General features: G+C 60.5%; 15 protein-coding genes and 1 pseudogene. 5 read left to right on the top strand and 11 right to left on the bottom strand.

The window, feature by feature from the left end; translation table 11 throughout:
• Nucleotides 1-462 precede the first annotated feature (462 nt).
• From NJLHNGOC_RS05145 to NJLHNGOC_RS05130, 4 genes and pseudogenes are all read left to right on the top strand, one after another.
• Nucleotides 463-3,644: pseudogene (locus NJLHNGOC_RS05145) on the top strand (efflux RND transporter permease subunit).
• A 4-nt stretch (nt 3,645-3,648) separates the two neighbouring features.
• Nucleotides 3,649-4,836, top strand: a complete 1,188-nt coding sequence (locus NJLHNGOC_RS05140) for an efflux RND transporter periplasmic adaptor subunit (protein ID WP_113595414.1) — start codon at nt 3,649-3,651, stop codon at nt 4,834-4,836.
• A complete protein-coding gene (locus NJLHNGOC_RS05135; protein WP_408890586.1) occupies nt 4,836-6,419 on the top strand; it encodes an efflux transporter outer membrane subunit in 1,584 nt (527 codons plus the stop codon). The genes NJLHNGOC_RS05140 and NJLHNGOC_RS05135 overlap by 1 nt, the downstream gene beginning before the upstream one ends.
• Nucleotides 6,420-6,620: 201 nt before the next feature.
• Nucleotides 6,621-7,955, top strand: a complete 1,335-nt coding sequence (locus NJLHNGOC_RS05130; RefSeq protein ID WP_206059716.1) for a hemolysin family protein — start codon at nt 6,621-6,623, stop codon at nt 7,953-7,955.
• Nucleotides 7,956-8,187: 232 nt separating this feature from the next.
• Here NJLHNGOC_RS05130 and ahpF read toward each other — a convergent pair whose 3' ends face one another.
• Both ahpF and ahpC read right to left on the bottom strand, forming a co-directional pair.
• Nucleotides 8,188-9,768 (bottom strand): alkyl hydroperoxide reductase subunit F, encoded by a 1,581-nt coding sequence (gene ahpF / locus NJLHNGOC_RS05125; protein WP_113595411.1) that lies wholly within the window; start codon nt 9,766-9,768, stop codon nt 8,188-8,190.
• Nucleotides 9,769-9,844: 76 nt separating this feature from the next.
• On the bottom strand, nt 9,845-10,408 hold the full coding sequence (gene ahpC / locus NJLHNGOC_RS05120; RefSeq protein ID WP_113595410.1) for an alkyl hydroperoxide reductase subunit C: 564 nt from the start codon (nt 10,406-10,408) through the stop codon (nt 9,845-9,847).
• A 144-nt stretch (nt 10,409-10,552) separates the two neighbouring features.
• Between ahpC and NJLHNGOC_RS05115 the strand changes: the two genes are divergently transcribed.
• Nucleotides 10,553-11,509, top strand: coding sequence for a hydrogen peroxide-inducible genes activator (locus tag NJLHNGOC_RS05115; protein ID WP_113595409.1), 957 nt, complete (start codon nt 10,553-10,555; stop codon nt 11,507-11,509).
• Nucleotides 11,510-11,526: 17 nt separating this feature from the next.
• On the opposite strand, the gene NJLHNGOC_RS05110 is transcribed toward NJLHNGOC_RS05115, so the two are convergent.
• From NJLHNGOC_RS05110 to NJLHNGOC_RS05070, 9 genes are all read right to left on the bottom strand, one after another.
• Nucleotides 11,527-12,456 (bottom strand): AEC family transporter, encoded by a 930-nt coding sequence (locus NJLHNGOC_RS05110; RefSeq protein ID WP_113595408.1) that lies wholly within the window; start codon nt 12,454-12,456, stop codon nt 11,527-11,529.
• A gap of 164 nt (nt 12,457-12,620) precedes the next feature.
• Nucleotides 12,621-13,646 (bottom strand): L-glyceraldehyde 3-phosphate reductase, encoded by a 1,026-nt coding sequence (mgrA, locus tag NJLHNGOC_RS05105; protein WP_113595472.1) that lies wholly within the window; start codon nt 13,644-13,646, stop codon nt 12,621-12,623.
• A gap of 288 nt (nt 13,647-13,934) precedes the next feature.
• Nucleotides 13,935-14,885, bottom strand: a complete 951-nt coding sequence (locus NJLHNGOC_RS05100) for a helix-turn-helix domain-containing protein (RefSeq protein ID WP_113595407.1) — start codon at nt 14,883-14,885, stop codon at nt 13,935-13,937.
• 196 nt (nt 14,886-15,081) lie between these two features.
• Complete coding sequence (locus tag NJLHNGOC_RS05095; RefSeq protein ID WP_239021350.1) at nt 15,082-15,936, bottom strand: transporter; 855 nt, start codon at nt 15,934-15,936, stop codon at nt 15,082-15,084.
• Nucleotides 15,937-16,042: 106 nt separating this feature from the next.
• Nucleotides 16,043-18,502 (bottom strand): membrane-bound PQQ-dependent dehydrogenase, glucose/quinate/shikimate family, encoded by a 2,460-nt coding sequence (locus NJLHNGOC_RS05090; protein ID WP_113595405.1) that lies wholly within the window; start codon nt 18,500-18,502, stop codon nt 16,043-16,045.
• A gap of 41 nt (nt 18,503-18,543) precedes the next feature.
• Nucleotides 18,544-18,852 (bottom strand): LolA-like protein, encoded by a 309-nt coding sequence (locus NJLHNGOC_RS15600; RefSeq protein ID WP_133258666.1) that lies wholly within the window; start codon nt 18,850-18,852, stop codon nt 18,544-18,546.
• A 384-nt stretch (nt 18,853-19,236) separates the two neighbouring features.
• Nucleotides 19,237-19,920, bottom strand: coding sequence for a sulfotransferase family 2 domain-containing protein (locus tag NJLHNGOC_RS05080; protein WP_113595471.1), 684 nt, complete (start codon nt 19,918-19,920; stop codon nt 19,237-19,239).
• A gap of 732 nt (nt 19,921-20,652) precedes the next feature.
• Complete coding sequence (locus NJLHNGOC_RS05075; RefSeq protein WP_113595403.1) at nt 20,653-21,438, bottom strand: alpha/beta fold hydrolase; 786 nt, start codon at nt 21,436-21,438, stop codon at nt 20,653-20,655.
• Nucleotides 21,439-21,793: 355 nt separating this feature from the next.
• On the bottom strand, nt 21,794-22,363 hold the full coding sequence (locus tag NJLHNGOC_RS05070) for an NADPH-dependent FMN reductase (protein WP_113595402.1): 570 nt from the start codon (nt 22,361-22,363) through the stop codon (nt 21,794-21,796).
• Between the last annotated feature and the right edge of the window lie 174 nt (nt 22,364-22,537).

The raw sequence follows: 22,537 nt of genomic DNA, 5'->3' as shown, positions 1-22,537 counted from the left end.
TCAAGACACGAGGGCAGGAACATGACCCGTGGCGCGCGGGATGGAACGCGTGCCGTCATGCGGGGATCCTTCATCGCATCATCATCCCCGCGCATGTCGAACGCCATCCCCCTTCGTGCCTGCCCGGTCAGGGCCTGGGAAAAGTCAGGGAAATGATCAATCAGGGATGCCGCTTTACTTTATCATGCGGTAATAAAACCAGAATGGATTTTCATACTTCATTATAAAAATCACGCGACGCCTGTCGTACAGGCCTGCAGGACCATCGCCGTCCCGCACGGCATCCTTCGTGCGTCAGCCTTTTTCCCCTGCGCGATTTTTCGAGTGCGGAAGTTTCTTAAAAAACGATTCATGTATTATAAGTAATAATAAACTAAAATACATGTATTAAAAAAATATTTTATATGTTCTTCATTCATAGTTTGTAAAAAACAGGTCTATCTTTCACATGGGCCAATACTCATGAATGCCATCGTAGTCACCGCGCTGCGTCGGCCCTATACCTTTGTGGTACTGTCGATCCTTATCGTGATCTTTGGTATCATGTCGGTATTGCGCACGCCGACGGATGTATTCCCCAACATCCGCATTCCCGTCGTGTCCGTCGTGTGGACGTATGGCGGAATGCTGCCCGAAGAATTCGCCGGGCGTATCATATACAACTACGAACTGATGGTGACCTCGACCGTCGAGGGCATCGAACATATGGAAAGCAGTTCCTATTACGGGCGCGGCATCGTCAACATATACTTCCAGCCCGGAACGGATATCGGCAAGGCCGAGGCCGAAGTCACCGCCATTTCGCAGACGGTCATAAAGCAGCTTCCGGAAAACATCCCCTCCCCCATGGTGATGAGCCTCGATGCCTCATCCGTGCCGGTGCTGACGCTGCAGGTCACGTCCGCGCGGCAGACGCCTTCGGACCTGTTCAAGCTCGCCATGATCCGTGTGCGGCCCCTGCTGGTCACGGTGCCGGGAGCCGTCGTGCCGCAGGCCTATGGCGGGATGGACAGTTTCGTGATGGTCGCCCTGAACCAGCAGCAGCTGCAGGCGCATCACCTGTCGGCCATGGACGTGCAGAACGCCCTGCGCGGGCAGAACATCGTCCTGCCGGCGGGGGACCAGAAAATTTCCGCCACGGACTGGATGGTCCAGACAAACGCCACCCCGCGTTCGATGAAGGAACTGGGCGATATCCCCGTCAAGCGTGTCGGCAATGCCGTCATCTACGTGCATGACGTGGCGGAGGTCTATCGCGGCGGCCATCCCCAGACCAACCTGGTCCTGGTCAAGGGACAGCAGGGGGTGGAGATCGTCGTGATGAAAAGCGGCGATGCCTCGACGCTGGATGTCGTGGCCGGCGCAAAGGCCCTTCTGCCCCGCATCCAGAAACTGCTGCCCCCGGACGTGAAGATCAGCATTCTGGGCGATGCCTCCATCTTCGTGAAGGATTCCATCTTCGACGTCGTGCGCGAAATGCTGACGGCCGCGTTCCTGACGGGCATGGTGGTCCTGCTGTTCCTGGGGTCGTGGCGGCCGACCCTCATCATCGCGACCTCCATCCCGCTGGCCATCCTGTGCGCGATCATCGGGCTGGACTGGGCGGGGCAGACGATCAATGTCATGACGCTGGGCGGCCTGGCACTCGCGGTTGGCNTGTCGATGACGCCACCGTCATGATCGAGAATATCGACGCCCATCTGGAAATGGGCAAGGAACTCGAACCCGCCATCATCGACGCGGCAAATCAGATCGTCATCCCGACCTTTGTCGCAACGACGTGCATCTGCATCGTGTGGCTTCCCCTTTTCGGGCTGAGCGGTGTCGCAGGCTGGCTGTTCATGCCGATGGCCGAGGCGATCATCTTCGCCATGGTCGCCTCCTTCATCCTGTCGCGCACGCTGGTGCCGACCATGGCGAAGTACCTTCTGGCGGGGCACAGTGTTGCGGGACACGGGGATTCACACCACTGCGAACCCCAGTTTCACAAGCTGCAATATCCCCAGCGGCTGCCCGAACGTTTCCAGCAGGCTTTCGAACGGGGGTTCAACACCTTTCGCGAACGCTATGCCGATGTCCTGCGCCGGGCCATCAGCCGCCGTGGACGCTTCGTTGCGATCTTCCTTGGCGTATCGCTGTGTTCCACGGGGCTGTATTTCATCGCCGGACGCGACTTCTTTCCTGAAACGAAGTCCGGCACGATCCAGATGCACATGCGCGCGCCGCTGGGCACCCGTATCGAAGTGGCCGGGCGCGAGGCCTCGCTGGTTGAAGATCGGGTCCATGCGCTGTTCCCCGGCAAGGTGGACACCATGATCGAGAATTGCGGCCTGCCCGAAGGCGCGCATAACCAGGCGTTCATCCCCACCCCCACCATCGGCACGCAGGATTGCGACATCACCATCGCCCTGAAGGATGAGGAAACGCCGGTGTGGGATTACCGCCGCACCCTGCGGCGCGACCTGTCCGCCCGTTTCCCCGGCACGGTGTTCACGTTCCAGCCGGCGGACCTGACGGCAAAGATCCTCAATTTCGGCTCCCCCTCGCCCATCGACGTACAGATTTCAGGGCCTGACCTGCGGGATAATTACGAATACGCCCGACAGGTCGTAAACCGCCTGCGTCAGGTGCCCGGTGCGGCCGATGTCGTGATCCAGCAGACCATGAAGACCCCGACACTGTTCGTGCAGGGCAACCGGACGTTCGGGCAGGCGACCGGCATGACCGAAGCCGACCTTGCCAACAACGAACTCATGACCCTGTCGGGAAGCCAGACGGTGGACCCGCAATACTGGCTGGACCCGCAGACGGGCATTACCTTCCCGCTCAACGTCTATGTCTCGCAGGACCAGCTGACGCATTTCAACAACCTGATGACCATTCCGGTCGACAAGGGCGACGGCGACCCGCAGGGGCGGCACATGCAGTTGCTGGGCGGCATCAGCAACGTCACGGCCACCGGCACGCCGGGACAGGTCTCGCACTTCAACTCCATGCCCGAAATCGACATCTACGTCTCGGCCGAAGGCGCGGATCTGGGGCAGGTGACGGCGGGCGTGCAACGCGTCCTGCGCCAGACACAATCGATGGTTCCCTCCACCGCCGCGGTTGTCATCCGGGGCCAGACCGAAACCATGCAGCACTCCTATGTGGAGCTGATCTTCGGGCTGGTTGTGTCCGTCATGCTGATTTACCTGCTGATCGTGGTCAATTTCCAGTCGTGGCTGGATCCGTTCATCATCATCACCGCCCTTCCCGGCGCGCTGGCCGGGATCGCATGGGCGCTGTTCCTGACCCATACGCGCCTGTCCGTTCCGGCCCTGACCGGCGCGATCATGTGCATGGGGACCGCGACGGCCAATTCGATCCTTGTCGTGTCCTTCGCCCGTGAACGGATCGAGGAACATGGTGACGCCCTGCGCGCGGCGGTGGAGGCGGGATACGGGCGGATACGGCCTGTCCTGATGACCGCGCTGGCCATGGTGATCGGCATGGTGCCCATGGCCATGAGCAATTCGCAGAATGCGCCGCTGGGCCGCGCCGTCATCGGCGGCCTGCTGGTGGCGACAGTCTCCACCCTTCTGTTCGTGCCCTGTGTTTACGCAATCCTGCACAACCGTCCGGCCCCCGCCGGGAGGAAATGAACTGATGTCCACTCAGAAATCCCGAAAAGTCATGATGATGGCCGGCGCTGCGGTTGTTGCGGGCTGGTGTGGTTACCTGATGATCGAACGCATCCACCATGCCGTCGCCCTGCGCAACGACGCAAGGGCGGCCGCCGTGCCCGACGTGATGGTCATCTCCTCCCGCCCCGAGGCGCGTCACGTCAGCCTCGAACTGCCCGGCACGATCGAGGCCTGGTACCAGGCCCCCATCTATCCGCAGGTGTCGGGGTACGTGCGCATGTGGTACAAGGATTACGGCGCGCGCGTTTCCTCCGGCGACGTGCTGGCGGAAATCAATACGCCCGGCCTCGATGCCCAGTTCGCGCAGGCACAGGCCGACCTGCAGTCATCACAGGCAAAATACGACCTGGCGGTGGTGACCGCCCAGCGCTGGCGCCTGATGGGAAAATCGCAGGCCGTTTCGGGGCAGTCGGTTTCCGTCCAGGACGCGAACGAGAAATCGGCCGCAGCCGATCTGGAGGCCGCGCGGCATAACCTTGACCGCTACGCCGCGCTTGAACGTTTCAAGGTCATTGTCTCCCCCTTTGATGGGGTCGTGACGGAACGCGACATCAACGTTGGCGATTACGTGCACGAAGGCGGCGGCAACCTCAACGCCAATGGCGGCGCCAGCGAACTGTTCAGCGTGGCCGACACGCACCAGATGCGGCTGTTCGTCTCAATCCCCGAAAACATGTCCTACATCCTCCAGCCCGGCCTGCACGCGACCGTGCATGTGCCGCAATTCCCCGACCGCGTGTTCGAGGCCCGCTTCCTGACCGTATCGGGCGGGTACGATCCGGACACCAGGACAAGCGTGAGCGAGTTCATCATCGACAACCAGGACCATGCCCTGTGGCCCGGCACGTTCGCGGCCGTGACACTCAGCGCGCCGGAACAGTCGCGCCACCAGACCATCCCCACCGGGGCGCTGGTGTTTCAGGAGCACGGCATGCAGGTCGCGGTGGTGGACCGGCAGGATACCGCGCATTTCCACGACATCACGGTGGGACGCATGGGTGATGGGGCGACGCAGGTCCTTTCCGGCATCACGCCCGAAGACCGGATCATCGACAACCCGCCCGCCGACCTGCTGGAGGGGCAGAAGGTCCACGTGGTCCAGCCCGTGGCCGGATATGGCGATGACACCTCCGACAAGGGAGATGAATGATGAGGGCTGATCTGCGCCGTTGCCTGTTCATGGGTGGTCTGTGCGCCGTCTCCACCCTGTCGCTGGCGGGTTGCGACCTCGCCCCCGCCTATCACGCGCCGCATTATGTCATCCCCACCACATGGCAGGGGCAGGCGCCGTTCGCGGTGGCCCACCCCATGGATGACAGCATCCGCGCGGAATGGTGGAAAACCTTTGCCGACCCGCAGCTGGATACGCTGGAGGCGGCGGCGACCGCCCATAACGGGGATCTGCAGGCCGCGGCCGAACGTTTCCTGCAGGCCCGCGCGATCGTGAGCGAGGCACGATCCGACCTGCTGCCGCATTTCGGCATTTCCTTTGGCGCCAGCAATAACAAGAGTTCGGCCGAACGGCTGTTCCGCTACAAGGGACCGATTACGGATTCGGACGAATTTTACGGGGGAATGGCCTCGTGGGAGCCGGATTTCTGGTCCTCCATCCGCAACCGCGTGCGCCTGCAGAAGGATTACGCGCAGGAACAGGCCGCCGAATATGCCTCGGCCCGGCTGAGCCTGCAGGCCGAACTGGCAACCGATTACTTCACGCTGCGCGGACTGGACGCGCAGGCGGACATCTACAGCCGTTCGATCAGCTATTACGAGGAATCGCTGCGTGTCACGCGCACGCGCCTGCAGGATCAGGCGGCGTCGCGCCTGGATGTGGCGCGCGCGCAGAACCAGCTTTACACCACGCAGGCGCACCTGCTGGATATCCAGGCCCAGCGGGAGGTGATGGAGCACGCCATTGCCGTGCTGGTCAACGAAGCGCCCTCTTCATTCCACCTGTCACCCGACAGCCACCTGAACGCCAACCGTTTCGCCCTGTCCCCCGCCCTGCCCTCGGACCTTCTGGAACGCAGGCCGGACATCGCCATGGCGGAACGCCAGATGGCACAGGCCAACCGCGCCATCGGCATCGCGCGAGCCGCGTTCTACCCCCATGTGTCGTTCCGTATGGATGGGGGGTTTGACGATAACGGATTCAACCTCGCCAACCTTGCCAACAGCATGTGGTCCTATGGCGCGACCGTGACCCTTCCCGTATTCGAAGGGGGATTGCGCCGGGCGCAGCTGCAGCAGAGCTGGTCCGCCTATCGCGAGACGCGGGACCATTACCGCATGACCATCCTCAACGCATTCCGCGATGTGGAGGACGGGCTGTCGCGCACGAACCGGCTGGATGGCGAAAATGCCCGCCTACGGGCGGCGGTGGATGCCGCAAGCCAGACGCAGGATATCACCATGAACCTGTACAAAGGCGGCCTTGCGGCCTATCTGGATGTCCTTATCGCGCAGGTCAGCACGCTTGAGGCCCGCATCCAGCAGGTGGAGGTCCAGACCCGTTACCTTCAGGCGCAGGTGGGCCTGATCCGCGCCTGCGGCGGCGGGTGGAGCATGGCCGAACTGCCCGCGCAGGACAGGCTGTTTTCCATTGATCCCCTGCAATATTCCCATCTGCATGGCGCACCGCCCGCAGGCGACGTACCCACGCCCCGGACACATGGCGCCGAACCCGAAGACGACCTGACCCGGCCGGTGCTTTCCGCGCTTCCCACGCGATAGCCCGCGACGGGATGGACCAGCCTGTCCCGCCGGTTCGCATTGCCGCGACCGGCGGGACAGTTCCATCGTGCGGGGCGGGTTCTTCATCAATATTTCCAGACGCGGCGGATATACCGGGGGCATGAAGCGTACAGGAAATATATCCATGATTTTCTGGATTATATGCTAAATGACGGTGCCTATCTTGTAACAGGTGCTCTGGTGATTTTGTTTGTATCCGGCCTGATCGCGCTTATTCTTCTGGTCGCGCTCAATATTTTTATTTCACTTTCGGAAATATCGTTCGCCGCCGCGCGTGATGTCCGGCTCCGCTCCCGGGCGGAATCCGGGGACGAACGCGCGACGGCGTTTCTGAAACTGCGCCGCAACAGCGGACAGGTCATGACCGTCCTTCAGATATGCCTCAACGGCGTTGGCGTTCTGGGTGGCATCATCAGTTCGGAAATGATCGCCCCGTCCCTGACCCACGGGTTCATGACGTGGGGGGTGGGCGAAGCCGCGGCCCAGACGATGGCGGCATGCAGCGGCTTTTTCCTGGTGACCGGCATGTTCGTGCTGTTTGCCGACCTGATCCCCAAACGCATTGCGATGAATGCCCCCGACAGGGTGGCGCTTGCGGTGGGCTGGTTTCCGGGGATGGCGCTGAAACTGCTTTATCCCCTTGTCTGGGTTTTTTCGAAAATGTCGGACACGATCCTGCGGGCCCTGAAAATCCCGGCGGCCTCGGCAGTCGAACCCGTGACGCCGGAGGACCTGCGCGCGATCCTTGCCGCCGGCACGGCGTCGGGCGTGCTTCTGGAGCAGGAACACCAGATGATCCAGAACGTGCTGGGCCTGCAGGACCGTTCCATCACGTCCGCCATGACGCCGCGTGACGAAATCGTCTATCTGGACCTGCAGGAAAGCGTGGAAGCCCAGAAAAACAAGGTCCGCGCCAAACCTTATTCCCGCTATCCCCTGTGCAATGGCGGGCTGGATAACGTGGTCGGTTCCATCCGGGCCGAGGACGTGCTGGCGGCCGTCGTCGATCGCGCCCCGTCCCCCGCCACGCAGACGCCGGCGGACATCCCCACGGATGACAGGCCCATCTTTCAGGTACGTCGCGATGTCCTGTCGGTGCCGGAAACCATCAACCTGTGGGACACGCTGGCACAGTTCGACACCCACGGGGTCGGTTTCGCGCTGGTGGTCAATGAATACGGGCTGGTGGTGGGGCTGATTACGTTCAAGGACATCATGGGTGCCCTGATGGGCGGTGTCGTCAATCCGTTCGAGGAGCAGCTGATTGTCCGTCGCGACGCGAATTCATGGCTGATAGATGGCGCGGCGTCCATCGGGGATGTCAGGCGGGAACTGGACGCACGGGAACTGGATGATACAGGGCCGTTCGATACGATTGGCGGATTTGTCATGCACCGCCTGCGCCGCATGGCCCGCAAGGCCGACCGGGTGGACACGGCGCGTTTCCGTTTCGAAGTGGTCGACGTGGAGGGATTCCGCATCAACCAGCTGCTGGTAACGCGGCGGGAAAGCTGAAAGGCGGTTCAAAAAGGAAACCTCGTTAACATACTGAAATTATGAAAAGTTTTTTGTGAAGCTTTTTATAGAAAGCTTCGAAAGACGTCGCCTTTTTGAAAAAAGGCGACACCCAGAAACTTTTATAATTTCGGGATATTACTGGACCTGCCTCTTTAAAGACGCCCGTCCGCTGAAAGTTGGCGCAAGGGGCGCGGCATGTCTGTCGTCCCCCTTACGCGCCCACAGACTGTCAGGCCGCCACGCGCTTTTCGTCGGGCACCGGCACGCGGATCAGGTAATCGAACGCGGACAGGGCCGCCTTCGCGCCATCGCCGATCGCGATCACGATCTGCTTGTATGGCGTCGTCGTCGCGTCCCCTGCCGCGAATATGCCCGGGATCGAGGTTGCCCCATGATCGTTGACTATGATTTCCCCGAAATCATTAAGCTTCACGGTCCCCTTCAGCCAGTCCGTATTGGGAAGCAGCCCGATCTGTACAAAGACCCCCTCAAGGTCGATATGGTGATCCGCCCCGTCACCCCCGCGATAGGTCAGGCCGGTGACATTCCTGCCATTCCCCTCAATCCGCGTCGTCAGGGCTTCGGTCAGGACCGTCACGTTCGGCAGGGTATGCAGCTTGTCCTGCAGCACCTTGTCGGCCTTGAGGTGAGAGCCACGCTGCAGCAGCGTGACATGGGCAACGATGCCGGCAAGGTCAATCGCGGCCTCCACGCCGCTATTGCCACCACCAGCCACGGCGACACGCTTGCCCTTGTAAAACGGGCCGTCACAGTGCGGGCAGTACGCAACACCCTTGTTGCGGTATTCCTCCTCACCCGGGACGCCAAGATGACGCCAGTGCGCACCCGTCGCCAGGATGACCGTCCGCGCATGCAGGATCGCCCCGCTTTCCAACGCGACACCATGCAGGCCGCCCGGCTGGGCCGCGGGAAACAGTTCCTTCGCACGCTGCGCCGAAATCACGTCCACGTCATAGGTGCGGACATGGGCCTCCAGCGCGGCGGACAATTTGGGACCGTCCGTTTCAGGAATGGAGATGAAATTCTCGATCCCCGCCGTATCCATCACCTGCCCGCCGAACCGTTCCGCCACGATACCGGTCCGCAGCCCTTTGCGCGCGGCATAGATTGCAGCCGACGCACCCGCCGGCCCGCTGCCGATGATCAGCACGTCGAACGGCGCGATGTCCTTCAGCTTTTCCGCCGCGCGCCGGGGGGCGTCCGCGTCCAGTTTCGCCAGTATCTGCTCGATATCCGCGCGTCCCGTCTCGAACGGTTCGCCATTGAGGTAAACCTGAGGAACGGACATGATGTTCCTGGCCGTCACCTCGTCCTGAAACAGCGCGCCATCGATCGTGGTGTTGTGGATATGGGGATTGATGACGCTCATCGCGTTCAGCGCCTGAACCACGTCGGGACAGTTCTGGCACGATAGCGAGACATAGGTCTCGAAATTGTAGGTCCCCGGCAGGGCGCGTATCTGGGCGATGACGTCATCCGAAAATTTGGGGGCATGCCCCGCCACCTGCAGCATCGCCAGCACGAAAGAGGTGAATTCATGCCCCATCGGGATGGCGGCGAAGGTGACGCCGCTTCTGGCATCCGCGCGCCGGATCACGAAGGACGGGCGCCGCGTGGCCTCGCCATGTTCGGAAACCTCCACCTTGTCGGAAAGGGCGGCGACATCATGCAGGAGTTCATGCATCTCCCGCGATGCAGGACTGTCATCGAGCGAGGCTTCGAGCACGATCGGGTGCGCCAGCATCGCCAGATAGCCCTTGAGTTGCGTTTTGATGGCATCCTGCAGCATGGGGAAAATACTCCGCTTTTTCCGAAAAGATGGGCGGGAGGGCCTGACCCCGAAGGGCCAGACCACGAACCTGCGATCAGATCTTGCCGACGAGGTCCAGCGAAGGGGTCAGCGTCTTGCCGCCTTCCTTCCACTTCGCGGGGCAGACTTCGCCCGGATGGGACGCGACGTACTGCGCGGCCTGGATCTTGTCGAGCAGTTCGCTCGCGCTGCGGCCGACGCCGCCGGCCGTGATTTCGATGTACTGGATCTTTCCTTCCGGATCGATCAGGAACGTGCCACGGTCCGCAAGGCCCGCTTCCTCGATCAGCACGTCGAAGTTACGCGCCAGATGGCCGGTCGGATCGCCGATCATGACATACTTGATCTTGCTGATCGCCGGCGACGTATCATGCCACGCCTTGTGCGTGAAATGCTTGTCGGTCGAAACCGAATAGATTTCCACGCCCAGCTTCTGGAACGCGGCATAATTGTCAGCAAGGTCCTCAAGCTCCGTCGGGCAGACGAACGTGAAATCCGCCGGATAGAAGAAAAAGACGGACCATTTGCCCTTTACGTCGGCGTCGGTCACCTTGATGAACTTGCCGTTGTGGAAGGCATCAGCCTCGAAAGGCTTCAGTGGCGAATTGATGCGTGCCATATGAAATGCTCCTTGCTTTCGCTTGTCAGTTGATGACAGGCCTGTTGTCCCACGAACACGGATGACGCGGAAACAGTTTGTTCTGATAGCTCTGATCGGCAGAACCTTTCAATCCCGCCCTTAAAATCCGCTATACCTATACCCATGAGGTACATTCCCCTTTCCGGCCTTTCCCTGCGGGACATTGAATATGTTGTGGCGGTGGACGACCTGCGCAACTTCTCCCGCGCGGCGGATCGCTGTGGCGTCAGTCAGGGCGGCCTGTCGGAACAGGTGCGCAAGCTTGAAACCCTGCTGGGCGTCGTGCTGTTCGAACGTTCCCGCCGCCATGTCGCCCCGACGCCGCAGGGCGCGCGCCTGATCGCGCTGGGCCGTGACGTGCTGGCCGCCGCCCGCGCAATGATCGAGGCGGCGCGCGTGCAGACCGGCCCGCTGGAGGGCATGCTGCGCATCGGAATCATCGCGACACTTGGCCCCTATTACGTGCCCAGCCTGCTGCCGCTGCTGCGCAATGCCTATCCACAGCTGAAGCTGCAACTGACGGACAGCCTGACGCTGCCGATGCTCAGGATGCTGCGTCATGACGAACTCGACCTCGTCTTCGCGGCGCTCCCGGTGGGGGGCGAGGGCTTTCACCACGCACCGATATTTGAAGAGCCGTTCCTGGCCGCCTTTCCCGCCAGCCATCCCCTTGCGGCCCGCGAAACGCTGGCGATGCGCGATCTTGACGGGCCGGACCTGCTGCTGCTTGAGGACGGGCACTGCCTGCGCGATCAGGCGCTTGCCCTGTGCGGCATGCCCCCACGGCGCGAGCAGCCACGCCTTGCCGCCAGCCTGGAAATGCTGTGGCACATGATCGGCGCGGGGGAAGGATATTCCCTGATCCCCCGGCTTGCACTGCGCCACCGCGCGGAGTGGGAGGATCTGATCACCACCACGCCGCTTCCCGACGCCAGCCGGACGATCGGCCTTGTCTGGCGCGCATCGGACCCGAGGGAGGCTGCATTCATCGAATTCGCGCGTTTCCTGCGCGAAAATGCGCCCGAGGGATGTCGTCCGGCCGAATGGCCCGAAACGGGACCGACCGAGGTTGCAGGCTGAATGCCCGGCGCGGCGCGCTAGCTGACGCAGGCGATGAAGAACGTCATCGTCAGCACTGACAGCACCGCGCTGAGGAACAGGGTCGAGGCCGCCTCGCGCTCATCCACCCTGAAACGCACACCAAGGATGACGACCACCGTCCCGACGGGAATGGACAGCGCCATGATCGCGGCGCGGATCGTCTCGTGCGACAGCCCGATCGCGGCCAGCAGCAGCCATGACAGGGCGGGCACCACGATATTGCGTGATGCCACGGTCACGATGACGGGAAGCGTTATGGAAACCCGTTGGGAAAACAGCACGATGCCCGATGCGAAAAGTGCCACGCCCGCCGTGGTGTTCCCCAGCAGCCCCATGGCGTTGAGGAGCGCATGCGGCGGATGGAGGCCAAGGATGACAAACGCCGTCGCCACGATCGGCGCCCAGACAATCGGCTCCTCTAGCGAGGAGAGGATCTGTTTCATGACGGGCGGCGCGGCGGAGGCATCCGCATTTTTCGCCAGCAGCATAAGGCTGATGGGCGTCTGGACCAGCACCATGGCGAATACGGCGGCGGAAATCACCACTGTCGCACTGCTGTGCCCGATCAGGGGCGGCAGCATGGCCGAACCGATGAACGGCACGGATGGCCCGCCGATCGCAAGTCCCTGCAGGGTGGATGCAGCCCCGTCGCGCCTGAACACATATCGCGACAGGCCATAGGCCACCGCGAAACTGCCGCACATGATCAGGAAAACGGAGGCCGCCAGCGGAACCTGTTCCGCAAGGGTCGCACGCGGCGTACTGGTGATCCCGACGAACAGGTTGAGCGGAAAGGCGTAGAGCATCACCATCCGGTTGAGGGTAGAGACCTGCTCCGCATTGAAATCCTTGTGCCACCCGGCGCGATACCCCAGGGAAAACACCACGACGAGCGGCAGCATCGCAGCCAGTATGTTCGAAAGCATGCAGTCCTGATTCCCGTGCCTTGCAAAACATGATGTCCCGTGCCGGGCATCACCTGCTGAAATATTCACCGCGCGCAGGCATCGACCTGCCTGGACCATGCGTCGGGAGGGATGAAATCGCAACGAAAGGGGGCTGCGTCAACCGGCGTCAGAAGGAGCTGACGTCAGAGAGAACTGACGTCCCGCCACAGGTCGATCTTCCCCTCACGCGCATACCGATCGATCAGGTCCAGCTCTTCAGGGCTGAACGACGGGTTTTTCAGGGCATTGAGCGAGTCGTCAAGCTGCGCGACATTACGCGCGCCGATCAGGGCAGATGTCACCCGCGGATCGCGCAGGACCCAGGCAATGGCTATCTGTGCAAGGCTCTGCCCGCGTCTGGCGGCAATGTCGTTGAGGGCACGCACATGGGCGAGGTTTTCCTCGCTCAGCATGGTGCGGCTGAAGGATTCATCCATCGCGGCACGGGACCCGGCAGGCACGCCATCAAGATACTTGGCCGTCAGCAGCCCCTGCGCCAGCGGGGAAAATGCGATGCAGCCCACGCCCAGTTCCGCCAGCGTATCAAGCAGCGAGACCTCGATCCAGCGGTTCAGCATGGAGTAGGAGGGCTGGTGTATCAGCAGGGGAACGCCCTCCCCCTTCAGGATTTCAGCCGCCTGCCGGGTGCGTTCGGGACCGTAGGAGGAGATGCCGACATACAGCGCCTTGCCCTGACGGACCATCTGCACCAGCGCGCCCATCGTCTCCTCCAGCGGGACATCAGGGGTCGGACGGTGGGAATAGAAAATATCCACATGGTCCAGCCCCATGCGACGAAGGCTCTGTTCCAATGACGTCAGCAGGTGCTTGCGCGATCCGCCCGCGCCATAGGGACCGGGCCACATGTCCCAGCCGGCCTTGGAGGAAATGACCATTTCATCGCGATGGCCCGCGAAGTCCTCTTTCAGGATCCGGCCGAAATTTTCCTCCGCGGATCCATAGGGGGGACCGTAATTGTTCGCCAGGTCGAAATGCGTGACCCCGCGATCAAAGGCACGCCGGATGACCGCGCGTCCGGTTTCAAAGACATCGACGCCACCGAAATTATGCCACAGGCCAAGGGAAATGGGCGGCAGGACCAGCCCCGAACGTCCACAGCGCCGGAAACCGGCCTGTTCATAACGGTGCGCGTCAGGAACCCATGCCATCGTCTTCATCTCCCCCCGGGCCTGAGCGTGACATCGTAAGTTCAGGCACCACACGGAAAAGGATATACGTCACTTCACGAAACATGGACAAGGCAGGGGCAATCCCCCTGTTCCGCCGCAGTGACACAGTGACGTACGACACCTGACGGCCGTTTTAAACAGCCGCCATGAAACATCGTGCATATTACAAGGAAATTTCAAGCGCAGCCTTGACCGGAAAGCCCCTGAAAAAAACCGTGTTCAGGAACCTTCATTATGTTTATCGACAGGTGGTTTTTAAAAAGTCTTTCAACGGATCCCCAGACCCTTCATCTTGCGATAAAGGGTCGCGCGGCTGATCCCGAGGCTGCGCGCGGTTGCGCTGGCGTTGCCATGTGACAGGGCAAGGGCAGAGCGGATCACGTTCTCCTCCGCCTTGTGGAAGCTGATCTCGTCCCCGGATTCAAGCTTGTTCAGCAGGTTGGGACGCATCTGGATCATGTCGTCCGTCCACCCCGTCAATGAACGCGCGGCGTGGGTGGCGCCAATGATTTCCCCTTCGTCATTGACGCTGACCAGCGGCGCGGAACATCCCTCGGCCGTGCCCAGCGTCAGCACGCGGCCGCCCGCGTAACAGGCACGGAAAAGCTGCTCCTCGATACGGCGGCCAGACTGCATCAGCGCATCCAGCACAAGAGGGGCCACCGGACGCGTGGAGTTCCCGCTGAAGGCCGCGAGATTGATGGCGCCGGCGACCTGTCCCTGCGCATCGAAAACAGGCACGGCATAACTTGCCAGAAGCGAGAAACAGAAGCGCCAGTGTTCCCCCTCCCCCAGCACTATGGGGCAGCAATCCTGAACCGATGTGCCGATCCCGTTCGTGCCCGCGACATGTTCGCTCCAGATCGCGCCTTCGCGCAGTTCCAGCCTGCGGCATACCGGCTGATGCGCCTCGTCAATGTTACGGGCCAGTATGATGGCATCGCGATCCGCCAGCAGCACCATTAGGCCCAGCCCCTGCACAAGGCTGAACAGGCGGCGCATTTCGGGCATGGCAACCTTCAGAAGCTCAGCCGAACACCCGCTGACATGTCGGAATTCCGCCCCGGACAGGACATCCGCCTTCCACCCCTGCGACGGGTCCAGGCCATAGGACGCAACACAGCGCTGCCATGATTTGGTGACTTCCGTCGTACTGGCGGGCCGCAGGGCCGGAACTGGCGGGACAGGCTCCGCATGTCTGTCACAGGTCGGTATCATCTGTATCTGCCGTCCACATGTCAGGTCGCAAACATCATGGGTGTGCGACCGGTGGGTATCTTTTCAGGGGTGGAACCGATCATGTGACATCCGGTATTGCGTTGTATCCATGCCGCTCTTCTTGTCGCATATCTCGCGAGGGAACCAGTATCAAATTGCCGAGATACCATGCCCGCAGCCGTGACCACCATCCGTTTTACCACAGATACACGAATTTCACGTAATAGGCATTACTTTCCGGAACATTGCGGCCATCGACGGAATGGGAATAGCGGCTGGTAAAGGACAGGTGGCGGGAGATGTTGAACATGACGCCAAGGCCAAGCGTTACTTCGCGACTGTTCGAATCATCCAGATACTGCCCTGCCGTACGGTCATAGGTGCCTTTTACATTCTGCCAGTCAAGGGCGAAGAACGGCTCGACAAGGCGGGAGGCTTTCCAGCTGAAACGCAGGTTGGTGTAGAAGACGACGCCGGGGGAATAGCGGTGCTGCCCCTTCTGGTGTCTGTCCCCTCCCGCCACGGTTCCGGCATCGCCATCGAAACTGAAATGCTTCCATTCATAGTCGAAGATGAAGCTGGAAATGTTTGACCAGTAATTCGGGCTGGTCGCATCGCGCGTGCCAAGGGGGGTCTGCATGAAGGTCTGGATGCCGAACGTGCTGTGCCTGTTCGGCTTGAACCATGCCGCCGGGCCGACGATGGTGGGACCAAGCCCGCCAAAATCCGTGCCGTTGGCGAGGGAATAGCTTTCGGTCTGGATCAGTTCGAAGGCAAAGCCCACATGCGGGATGGCGTCAAAGCTGCGGAAATGCACGTATTTCGTCATGCCTGACCATGTATGGCTGCCGCCACTGGCATGACGCTGGCCAAGGCTGTTGTAGGAACTGCCGGCCGCGTTTCCATCGCCGTACTGCACAAGGACGTTGAACGGCTTGAAATCAACCGGCAGGTCATATTCATGCGGTCCGATGATCCCCAGCGTCACGTCCGCCGCGCGGGCCTGTATCGCGCATGCCGTCATGACGGACATGACCGCGAGATGAAGCATGGCGCGCGGCCACGCAGACCTTTGTATCGGATGCATGGGGGATGTTTCCGTGAAGAAAGACACGGGTATCCGACCGGGGCCGGATACCCGCGCGGGTTTCTATTGTTTATTGGGGCGTGCTGGCGCCCTGCTGGCCGTCCAGCGTATAGGCGATGATGTAATCGCCGCTTCTGGTGCCCAGTCCGCCATGACCACCGGCGGCAATCACGACATACTGCCTGCCACCGATTTCATAGGACATGGGCGTGGCCTGACCGCCCGCGGGCAGCCGGTCGTCCCACAGGACCTTTCCGGTGGCGAGGTCAAAAGCACGGAGGTAGTCATCCGCCGTCGCGCCCATGAACACGACGCCGCCCCGGGTCACGATATTTCCGCCGATATTATACATGCCGGTAGGCAGCGGCAGATTGTTGTGCGTGCGGAAGGGACCCGTGTCGCGCGTGGTGCCGACGGGATGCTGCCAGACGATCTTTTTGGTGACGAGGTCGATCGCGGTCAGCGTGCCCCACACCGGCCCCTTGCAGGGGATCTGCAGCGGATTCAGCCACGGGGAGGTAAACGCGATATACGGCGTGCCATAATCAGGCGAAACCGCAAGGGCATCCCCCTTGGCCGCGGGTTCGTCCCCCTGCCCGTTCCATTTCGGAAGGATCCCGGCACCTTCCAGCTTCTGACGCCGGTCCAGCCGGATGCGGAACGGCAGGTAGCTTGCATTGGCAAGCATGATCTTGCGCTGCGGGTCGATCGTGATGCCCTGCCAGTCAACGACACCATAGAACGCGGGATAGACAATGGTGGACTGACCCACATGCGGGGGCGTGAACTGCCCTTCATAGGCTGACTGGCGATACTGGATGCGGCAGATCATCTGATCCAGCAGCGTCGCGCCCCACATGTCGTTTTCCTTCAGGTCGGGCGGCGTCAGGCTGGGCATCGCCACCGGGAAGGGCTGCGTGGGGGAGACATGGTCATCCGGCGCGGCACCCGCGGTCGGGACACGGCGTTCGGCCACGGGATAACCCGGCACCGTTTCGCCCGTGCGACGGTCAAGAACGAAGAATTCCCCGCGCTTCGTACTCTGGACCAGTGCCGGTATCGTCTCCCCGTTCGCGCCGGGCAGGTCCACCATGGACGGGCCGGACGGGATATCCATGTCCCACAGGTCGTGATGCACCGTCTGATAGGTCCAGCGACGTTCGCCCGTCACGATATCCAGCGCAATCGTCGCGGATGACGTGGCATCATCGAACGGACGGCGCGACCCGCCCCAGTTGTCGGGCGGCGCGTTTCCGGTCGGGATATAGACCAGCCCGAGGTTCAGGTCGGCGGTATAGACGCCCCACGCATTCGGGGTATCGCGCGTCAGCACGTCATCGGGGCCGGGTTTCCACGTTTCCGGCCGGTGTCCGGCATCCCACGCCCAGGCAAGTTCGCCGGTGGTCGCGTCAAAGCCACGAATGGCGCCCGAAGGTTCGAAATTGGCCTGGTTGTCGAATATCCATCCCCCCGTAATCAGCCGGTTCTTGGCCACCAGTGGTGGCGAGGTGATGAAATGGAAACCATGCGGCACATGGCCCAGATATTCCCGCAGGGAAATGAAGCCATGATCGCCAAAATCATCGCACGGTTTGCCGGTTTCGGCATCCAGCGCGACCATGCGCACGTCCGCCACCGGGGAATAGATGCGCGTGCGGCAGCTTGTCTGGATTTCGTCGGGAATACGGTAATAGGACACGCCACGACAGGCGAGATAGACGTTTTTCGCAAGGTCGGCCGCAGCCGGATGGGGATCGAACTTCCACTTCACCTTCCCCGTCGCGGCATCCAGCGCGATGACCCAGCTGTGGGGGGTGCACATGTAAAGCGTGTTGTCCACCTTGATCGGCGTGACCTCAAGGTTGAATTCATGCCCCTGATCAGGCCCCGCGACCGTGCCTTCGCCTTCCTGCTCCACATCGCCGGTGCGGGTTGTCCATGCGCGCCTGAGCTTCGTGACATTGGCCGGCGTGATCTGTGCCAGCGGCGAATACCGATCCCCACCGACCGTGCGGCCATAGGCCTGCCAGTCGCCATCGGGGATGCCATCGGCGGCAGGGTCGGGCTGTCCCTGCGCCATCATGCGCTCCGCCGGAACCGTCCCGTCGATGGAATAGGACATGAAGCAGCTGATCAGCAGCACGAGGGCGGCCGCACCAACGCCGCCAAGCACCGGCAGCTTGTCAGACAGCCAGCTGCCGCTGCTGCGCCAGACCGACGGCAACAGCAGCCACGCGCCAATGCCGAGCAGGGTGAGCAGCCGGACCTCCAGCCCCCATATGTCGAAGCCGACTTCGGCCAGGGACCATACCGTTGCCACCAGAAGAAGGGCGGCATAAAGGCCGACCGCCAGTTTCGGCTTCCGCAGGCCACTGACCGCCGCCGCCAGCATGATGCCGCCCGCAACGACATAGAACCACGAACCGCCAAGGAAAAGCAGCTGGGCGCCCCCGAAGAACAGGAAAAGCCCGACCAGAGCCAGCAAGACCGAGGTTATTATTGATAACAACCTTCCATTTGTTTCCCGCATGCCATGTTTCTCTCTGTAGTTTTCATGGGCCGCGCGGTACGTCAGGGATGATGTTTCCCTGTCCCGACGGCCAGTGAGCCCTGTTCAGCATGGAGACATGGCAAAACACCATGCTGCATCATGGTGGCTTCACACAGGTTTGTTTCATGAAAGGCCACCTGTCTCATTCCTGAGACAGGTATTGAAAAAAACAGGAGTTTAAGCGGGCAATGCGTATTGCGGACCAGCATGGCGCGGGCACGATTGCGGGCCCCATCCGGATCCGTCACGCACGAAACAACGCGGGCGATTTTCTGGCCGATCGGACAGGAAAAGACCCGCAGCGTGTTACCGACACCAAATCCCGGCATCCCAATCGTTGTCGGACCTCAATTAAAAGCGCCCGGTCACGACAGGATAATTATCAGGGAAACATCGACCGGGATGAACGTATGGAGGCGACATGCTGACAGCGCATTGCCCCGTTCCTGTATTACAGGAGTATCCATCAGGGATTTCTGGAGACCGCTTAAAAAGAAAGGTCTTTTGGCGCTGTCTTTTCAGGAGGGCTGCGTTTATCGAAGCTTTTTGAAAAAAGCTTCACCAAAAACTTCTTTATCATGACAACAGGTTTCGTGGGGGACTTCCACGGAAATCTCCCGTCGCAAATGGGAATTTTGTCGATATCGTTACTGACAGAAATGAACATTCCTGTTCGCAATATTGTCAGAAATATCAGGGAAGTTTCCTGATTTTCACTTCGATCCCGGAAGATACTTCCTGAGGCTTTCTTCATACAGGACAAAGTCCTGCTCATACAGGGTTTCTATGCGCTTTTTCTGACGTGCTGTCAGCGCGATGTCACTGCAGCGGCTTTCATTCAGACGCTGGATACGCATCTCGCGGAACTGCGGAAACAGGCGCGGCAGCTGGGAGACGGCCTGCATGGGGATGAGATTCCGTACCAGCACGTCGCCCTGACGTCCGCAGACATACCACGACTGCGGCCGGAAGATATGGTCCATCTTGTAAACGGAGCGGGCATTTTCAACATGATCCAGCGCATCATCCACGGACCGGAACGCCATGTAGCGATCGCGGAACGTATCAACAACCTGCCTGTGGGCCGTCCCACCGGCGCGCGCATACCCATAGGACGAGATGAATCGCGACACGGGATCGCGAAGAATGGCGATGCTGGGCAGGTTGCGGACATTTTCCGGCGCGGTTTTTATGAAGAAATTCATCGTTTCATGAAGCATCGTGCGCCCGTAAAGGGCCATGGCGATGGACGTTCCCGCATTCTTGGGCACATGGATGAAAAGCAGCCCCCGCTGCGCGATCATGGCCATGCGGGCCTGGCGTTTGCGTCCATGGGGAATGTGAAGGCCGCAGTCGGCCGCCCATTCATGGAAATCCGATGCGATGGGAAATCCCATCGTCCGGGTCGCGGAATTGAAAAGGGTCTGGGATAAAGAAGGACCGGAAACCGGACGCAGAAAACTTCCTGAACAGTCGGAGGGCGGATTATCAACGTTCATGAATGACTTTCTCCCGGGCGGGCGGCACGTTCGGCGTGGCGTATTTCAGGCACGCCGAACTGTGTATCATGACGTCCAAGAAAATCGAGTCATGTATCCTGCATTGTTACTTTATGTTCCAAAAAAGTATGGATTTCTTTGAATAATACACGTCGAATCCAACAGGAATAATAGTATAGCTTCGGCTTATCCAAAGAAATGTTTTGACATTGTATCTTATTGTTACTTATTGCCGCAAGGCGGATCTACAGCATCCGCTCTATTTATCTTCTTGATTTCACTTATGAAATATCAGGACTGTAGAAGTATGAAAATTCCCCCGGGAAGACGCAACAGTCGTTAGCCCATCGAATACATCAGATGACAAAACATCCCTAAAGAATGTATCTTTATGCATGTTTTGTCATGGAATGGTGCCCTGCGCGTAGCTTCAGATCCGTTACATTTTCATCATCCTGCCGCGAATCAGAACGCTAGCTGCAATGAAGGAGCCTCACTTCCCCTGTCCGGCCCTGTTTCGTCCGGGGCAAAACCGGTCGGGATGCGTATCCCGGCAGGGCATGTCGTCAGTCGTGGGATGATTTGCATGTTCCACCCTGCCGGACCCCGCCGTCAGCCGCGAATTCCCCCTTACCCCTCGGACAGGAAGTTCACCAGCAGTTCCAGAAAAGCTGCCGGGGCCTGCGCATGGACCCAGTGACCGGCATCGGGAATGGTTTCCAGCCGGTAATTCGGGAAAAGCCGCCGCATGGCGGGGTAGTTGTCCGGCGTGATGTAATGCGAACGCCCGCCCGCAACAAACAGGGTGGGACCATCATAATGGACGCCATCCCCCATCTCCGGCCATCCGACAATCGCGGGCATGGAGGCCGCAATCTCCTGAATCCCGATATTCCAGTGGGGATGTTCCCCCATGTCGATGTTCATCATCATCAGGTCACGGACAGGTTTTTCGGAGATGATCCGTCCCAGCAGGGCGTCGGCCGCCGCCCGATCCAGAAAGTCGGGAAACCGCAGGTCGGCCATTTTCCCCGCAAGGCTCTGCGATTGCGAAAACCCGCCCTTCCCCGGCGCGATATCCGCGATCAGAAGGGAATGCACATCTACCGGAAATGTCAGGGCAAGCATCATCGCCACCTTTCCGCCCATCGAATGCCCGATGATGGTGGCAGGAAGGGCATCATGCGCCGCCAGTGTTTCGCGCACGTCACCAGCAAGGGTGGGATAGTCCATCATGCCATGCGGACTGTTTCCATGATTGCGCAAATCGAGGGCAAGCGTGCGGCGCGTCGCGGCGATCCGTCGCTGGAAAAAACCGAAATTGCGTGCGCGACCGAACAGGCCATGAAGGAAGACGACGGGTGGCTGCGACCGATCGCCATTTTCGGGGCCAAGTTCTATCGTGTTGAGAAGCATGAGGGGACGAACTCCGGTTCCTGTCAGGTTTCGGGGTTATCCTAGGATGCTCGGCCCCAGCCTGCCTTTCATAACTTTGTGGGGCCGCTGCATGGGGCGTGTCCAGTCCGGCATCATGATTTTCATGTCCATGTGCAGCCGTTTTCCCTCCCCCACGGCCCATGCTGAAGACCGTTGCCATATATCTGGTGACTGGCACGGCTGACTGGCACGGCTTTTTAAACGTTCGCCACGATCATGGCGTGGGCCGGCGCCACGTCCCCGATGAAAACGGCTGCATCTTGTCCCTGGACGCACAAAGGCGGTCCTCCACAAAGCAGGAGAACCGCCAATCATGGCAGGCAGCGTCAGGCGATCAGGGCCTGAGTTTCCGGGCAAACTGGCTGAATGCAGCCAGCTGACTGGCAAGGAATTCGCGCGTCACGCCATCGGTCAGCCGCAGCGTATCCGCATCCACCTTGCCCGCGACCTGCCCGATCATCGCTTCCGGCCGGTTCAGGACGAAGGCATTGAGGAAAACCAGACTCTGACGCAGATGATACTGCGCACGCGCCCCTCCGATCATGCCGGGAGAGGCCGTCTGGATCGCGACGGGCTTGGCGGCCAGAGGCTGCGGCGTGACGCGCGACAGCCAGTCGATGGCGTTTTTCAGCACACCGGGCACGGAATAGTTATATTCCGGCGTGACGATGATGACACCATCAGCGTTCCGTATGGCCTCAGCCATCGCCAGCACCGCTGCTGGAAATCCCGCATCCTGCACGTCCTGACTGTAATGGGGGAAATCGGCAATGGAGCCGAGCGGGGAAATCGACACCCCCACCGGCGCAAGTTCCGGCAGCGCGCGTGCGACCGCGGCATTGAAGGAAGCCTTGCGCAGGCTTCCCAGCAGCGTGACGAAATGCAGGGGAGACGGAGTTGTCATTTCAATTATATCCTTACCTGATAATTTTTTTTCATGAACATCATTTTCGGAAAGACAGGGAGATGGCCTTTGAAAGGCCGGAAGCCGTAAGATGTCCCTGATGAAAGTTTTTCAAAAAGCTTCGGGGAACGCCGCCTTTTTTGAAAAAAGGCGGCACCCGGAAACTGTCATTGT

It is taken from the genome of Novacetimonas cocois (assembly GCF_003311635.1).
GTDB classification, from domain to species: domain Bacteria; phylum Pseudomonadota; class Alphaproteobacteria; order Acetobacterales; family Acetobacteraceae; genus Novacetimonas; species Novacetimonas cocois.
This window is presented reverse-complemented; position numbering and strand designations above follow the sequence as displayed.

What these genes read in the sequence shown, in the direction of transcription:
- NJLHNGOC_RS05095 (WP_239021350.1), bottom strand. Translation starts at nt 15,936, where the DNA reads ATGCTTCATCTCGCGGTCATGTCCGTCATGACGGCATGCGCGATACAG.
- NJLHNGOC_RS05135 (WP_408890586.1), top strand. Translation starts at nt 4,836, where the DNA reads ATGAGGGCTGATCTGCGCCGTTGCCTGTTCATGGGTGGTCTGTGCGCC.
- ahpF (WP_113595411.1), bottom strand. Translation starts at nt 9,768, where the DNA reads ATGCTGCAGGATGCCATCAAAACGCAACTCAAGGGCTATCTGGCGATG.
- NJLHNGOC_RS05140 (WP_113595414.1), top strand. Translation starts at nt 3,649, where the DNA reads ATGTCCACTCAGAAATCCCGAAAAGTCATGATGATGGCCGGCGCTGCG.
- NJLHNGOC_RS05070 (WP_113595402.1), bottom strand. Translation starts at nt 22,363, where the DNA reads ATGACAACTCCGTCTCCCCTGCATTTCGTCACGCTGCTGGGAAGCCTG.
- NJLHNGOC_RS15600 (WP_133258666.1), bottom strand. Translation starts at nt 18,852, where the DNA reads ATGCCGGGATTTGGTGTCGGTAACACGCTGCGGGTCTTTTCCTGTCCG.
- NJLHNGOC_RS05080 (WP_113595471.1), bottom strand. Translation starts at nt 19,920, where the DNA reads ATGGGATTTCCCATCGCATCGGATTTCCATGAATGGGCGGCCGACTGC.
- NJLHNGOC_RS05110 (WP_113595408.1), bottom strand. Translation starts at nt 12,456, where the DNA reads ATGCTTTCGAACATACTGGCTGCGATGCTGCCGCTCGTCGTGGTGTTT.
- NJLHNGOC_RS05075 (WP_113595403.1), bottom strand. Translation starts at nt 21,438, where the DNA reads ATGCTTCTCAACACGATAGAACTTGGCCCCGAAAATGGCGATCGGTCG.
- mgrA (WP_113595472.1), bottom strand. Translation starts at nt 13,646, where the DNA reads ATGGCATGGGTTCCTGACGCGCACCGTTATGAACAGGCCGGTTTCCGG.
- ahpC (WP_113595410.1), bottom strand. Translation starts at nt 10,408, where the DNA reads ATGGCACGCATCAATTCGCCACTGAAGCCTTTCGAGGCTGATGCCTTC.
- NJLHNGOC_RS05100 (WP_113595407.1), bottom strand. Translation starts at nt 14,885, where the DNA reads ATGATACCGACCTGTGACAGACATGCGGAGCCTGTCCCGCCAGTTCCG.
- NJLHNGOC_RS05090 (WP_113595405.1), bottom strand. Translation starts at nt 18,502, where the DNA reads ATGCGGGAAACAAATGGAAGGTTGTTATCAATAATAACCTCGGTCTTG.
- NJLHNGOC_RS05115 (WP_113595409.1), top strand. Translation starts at nt 10,553, where the DNA reads ATGAGGTACATTCCCCTTTCCGGCCTTTCCCTGCGGGACATTGAATAT.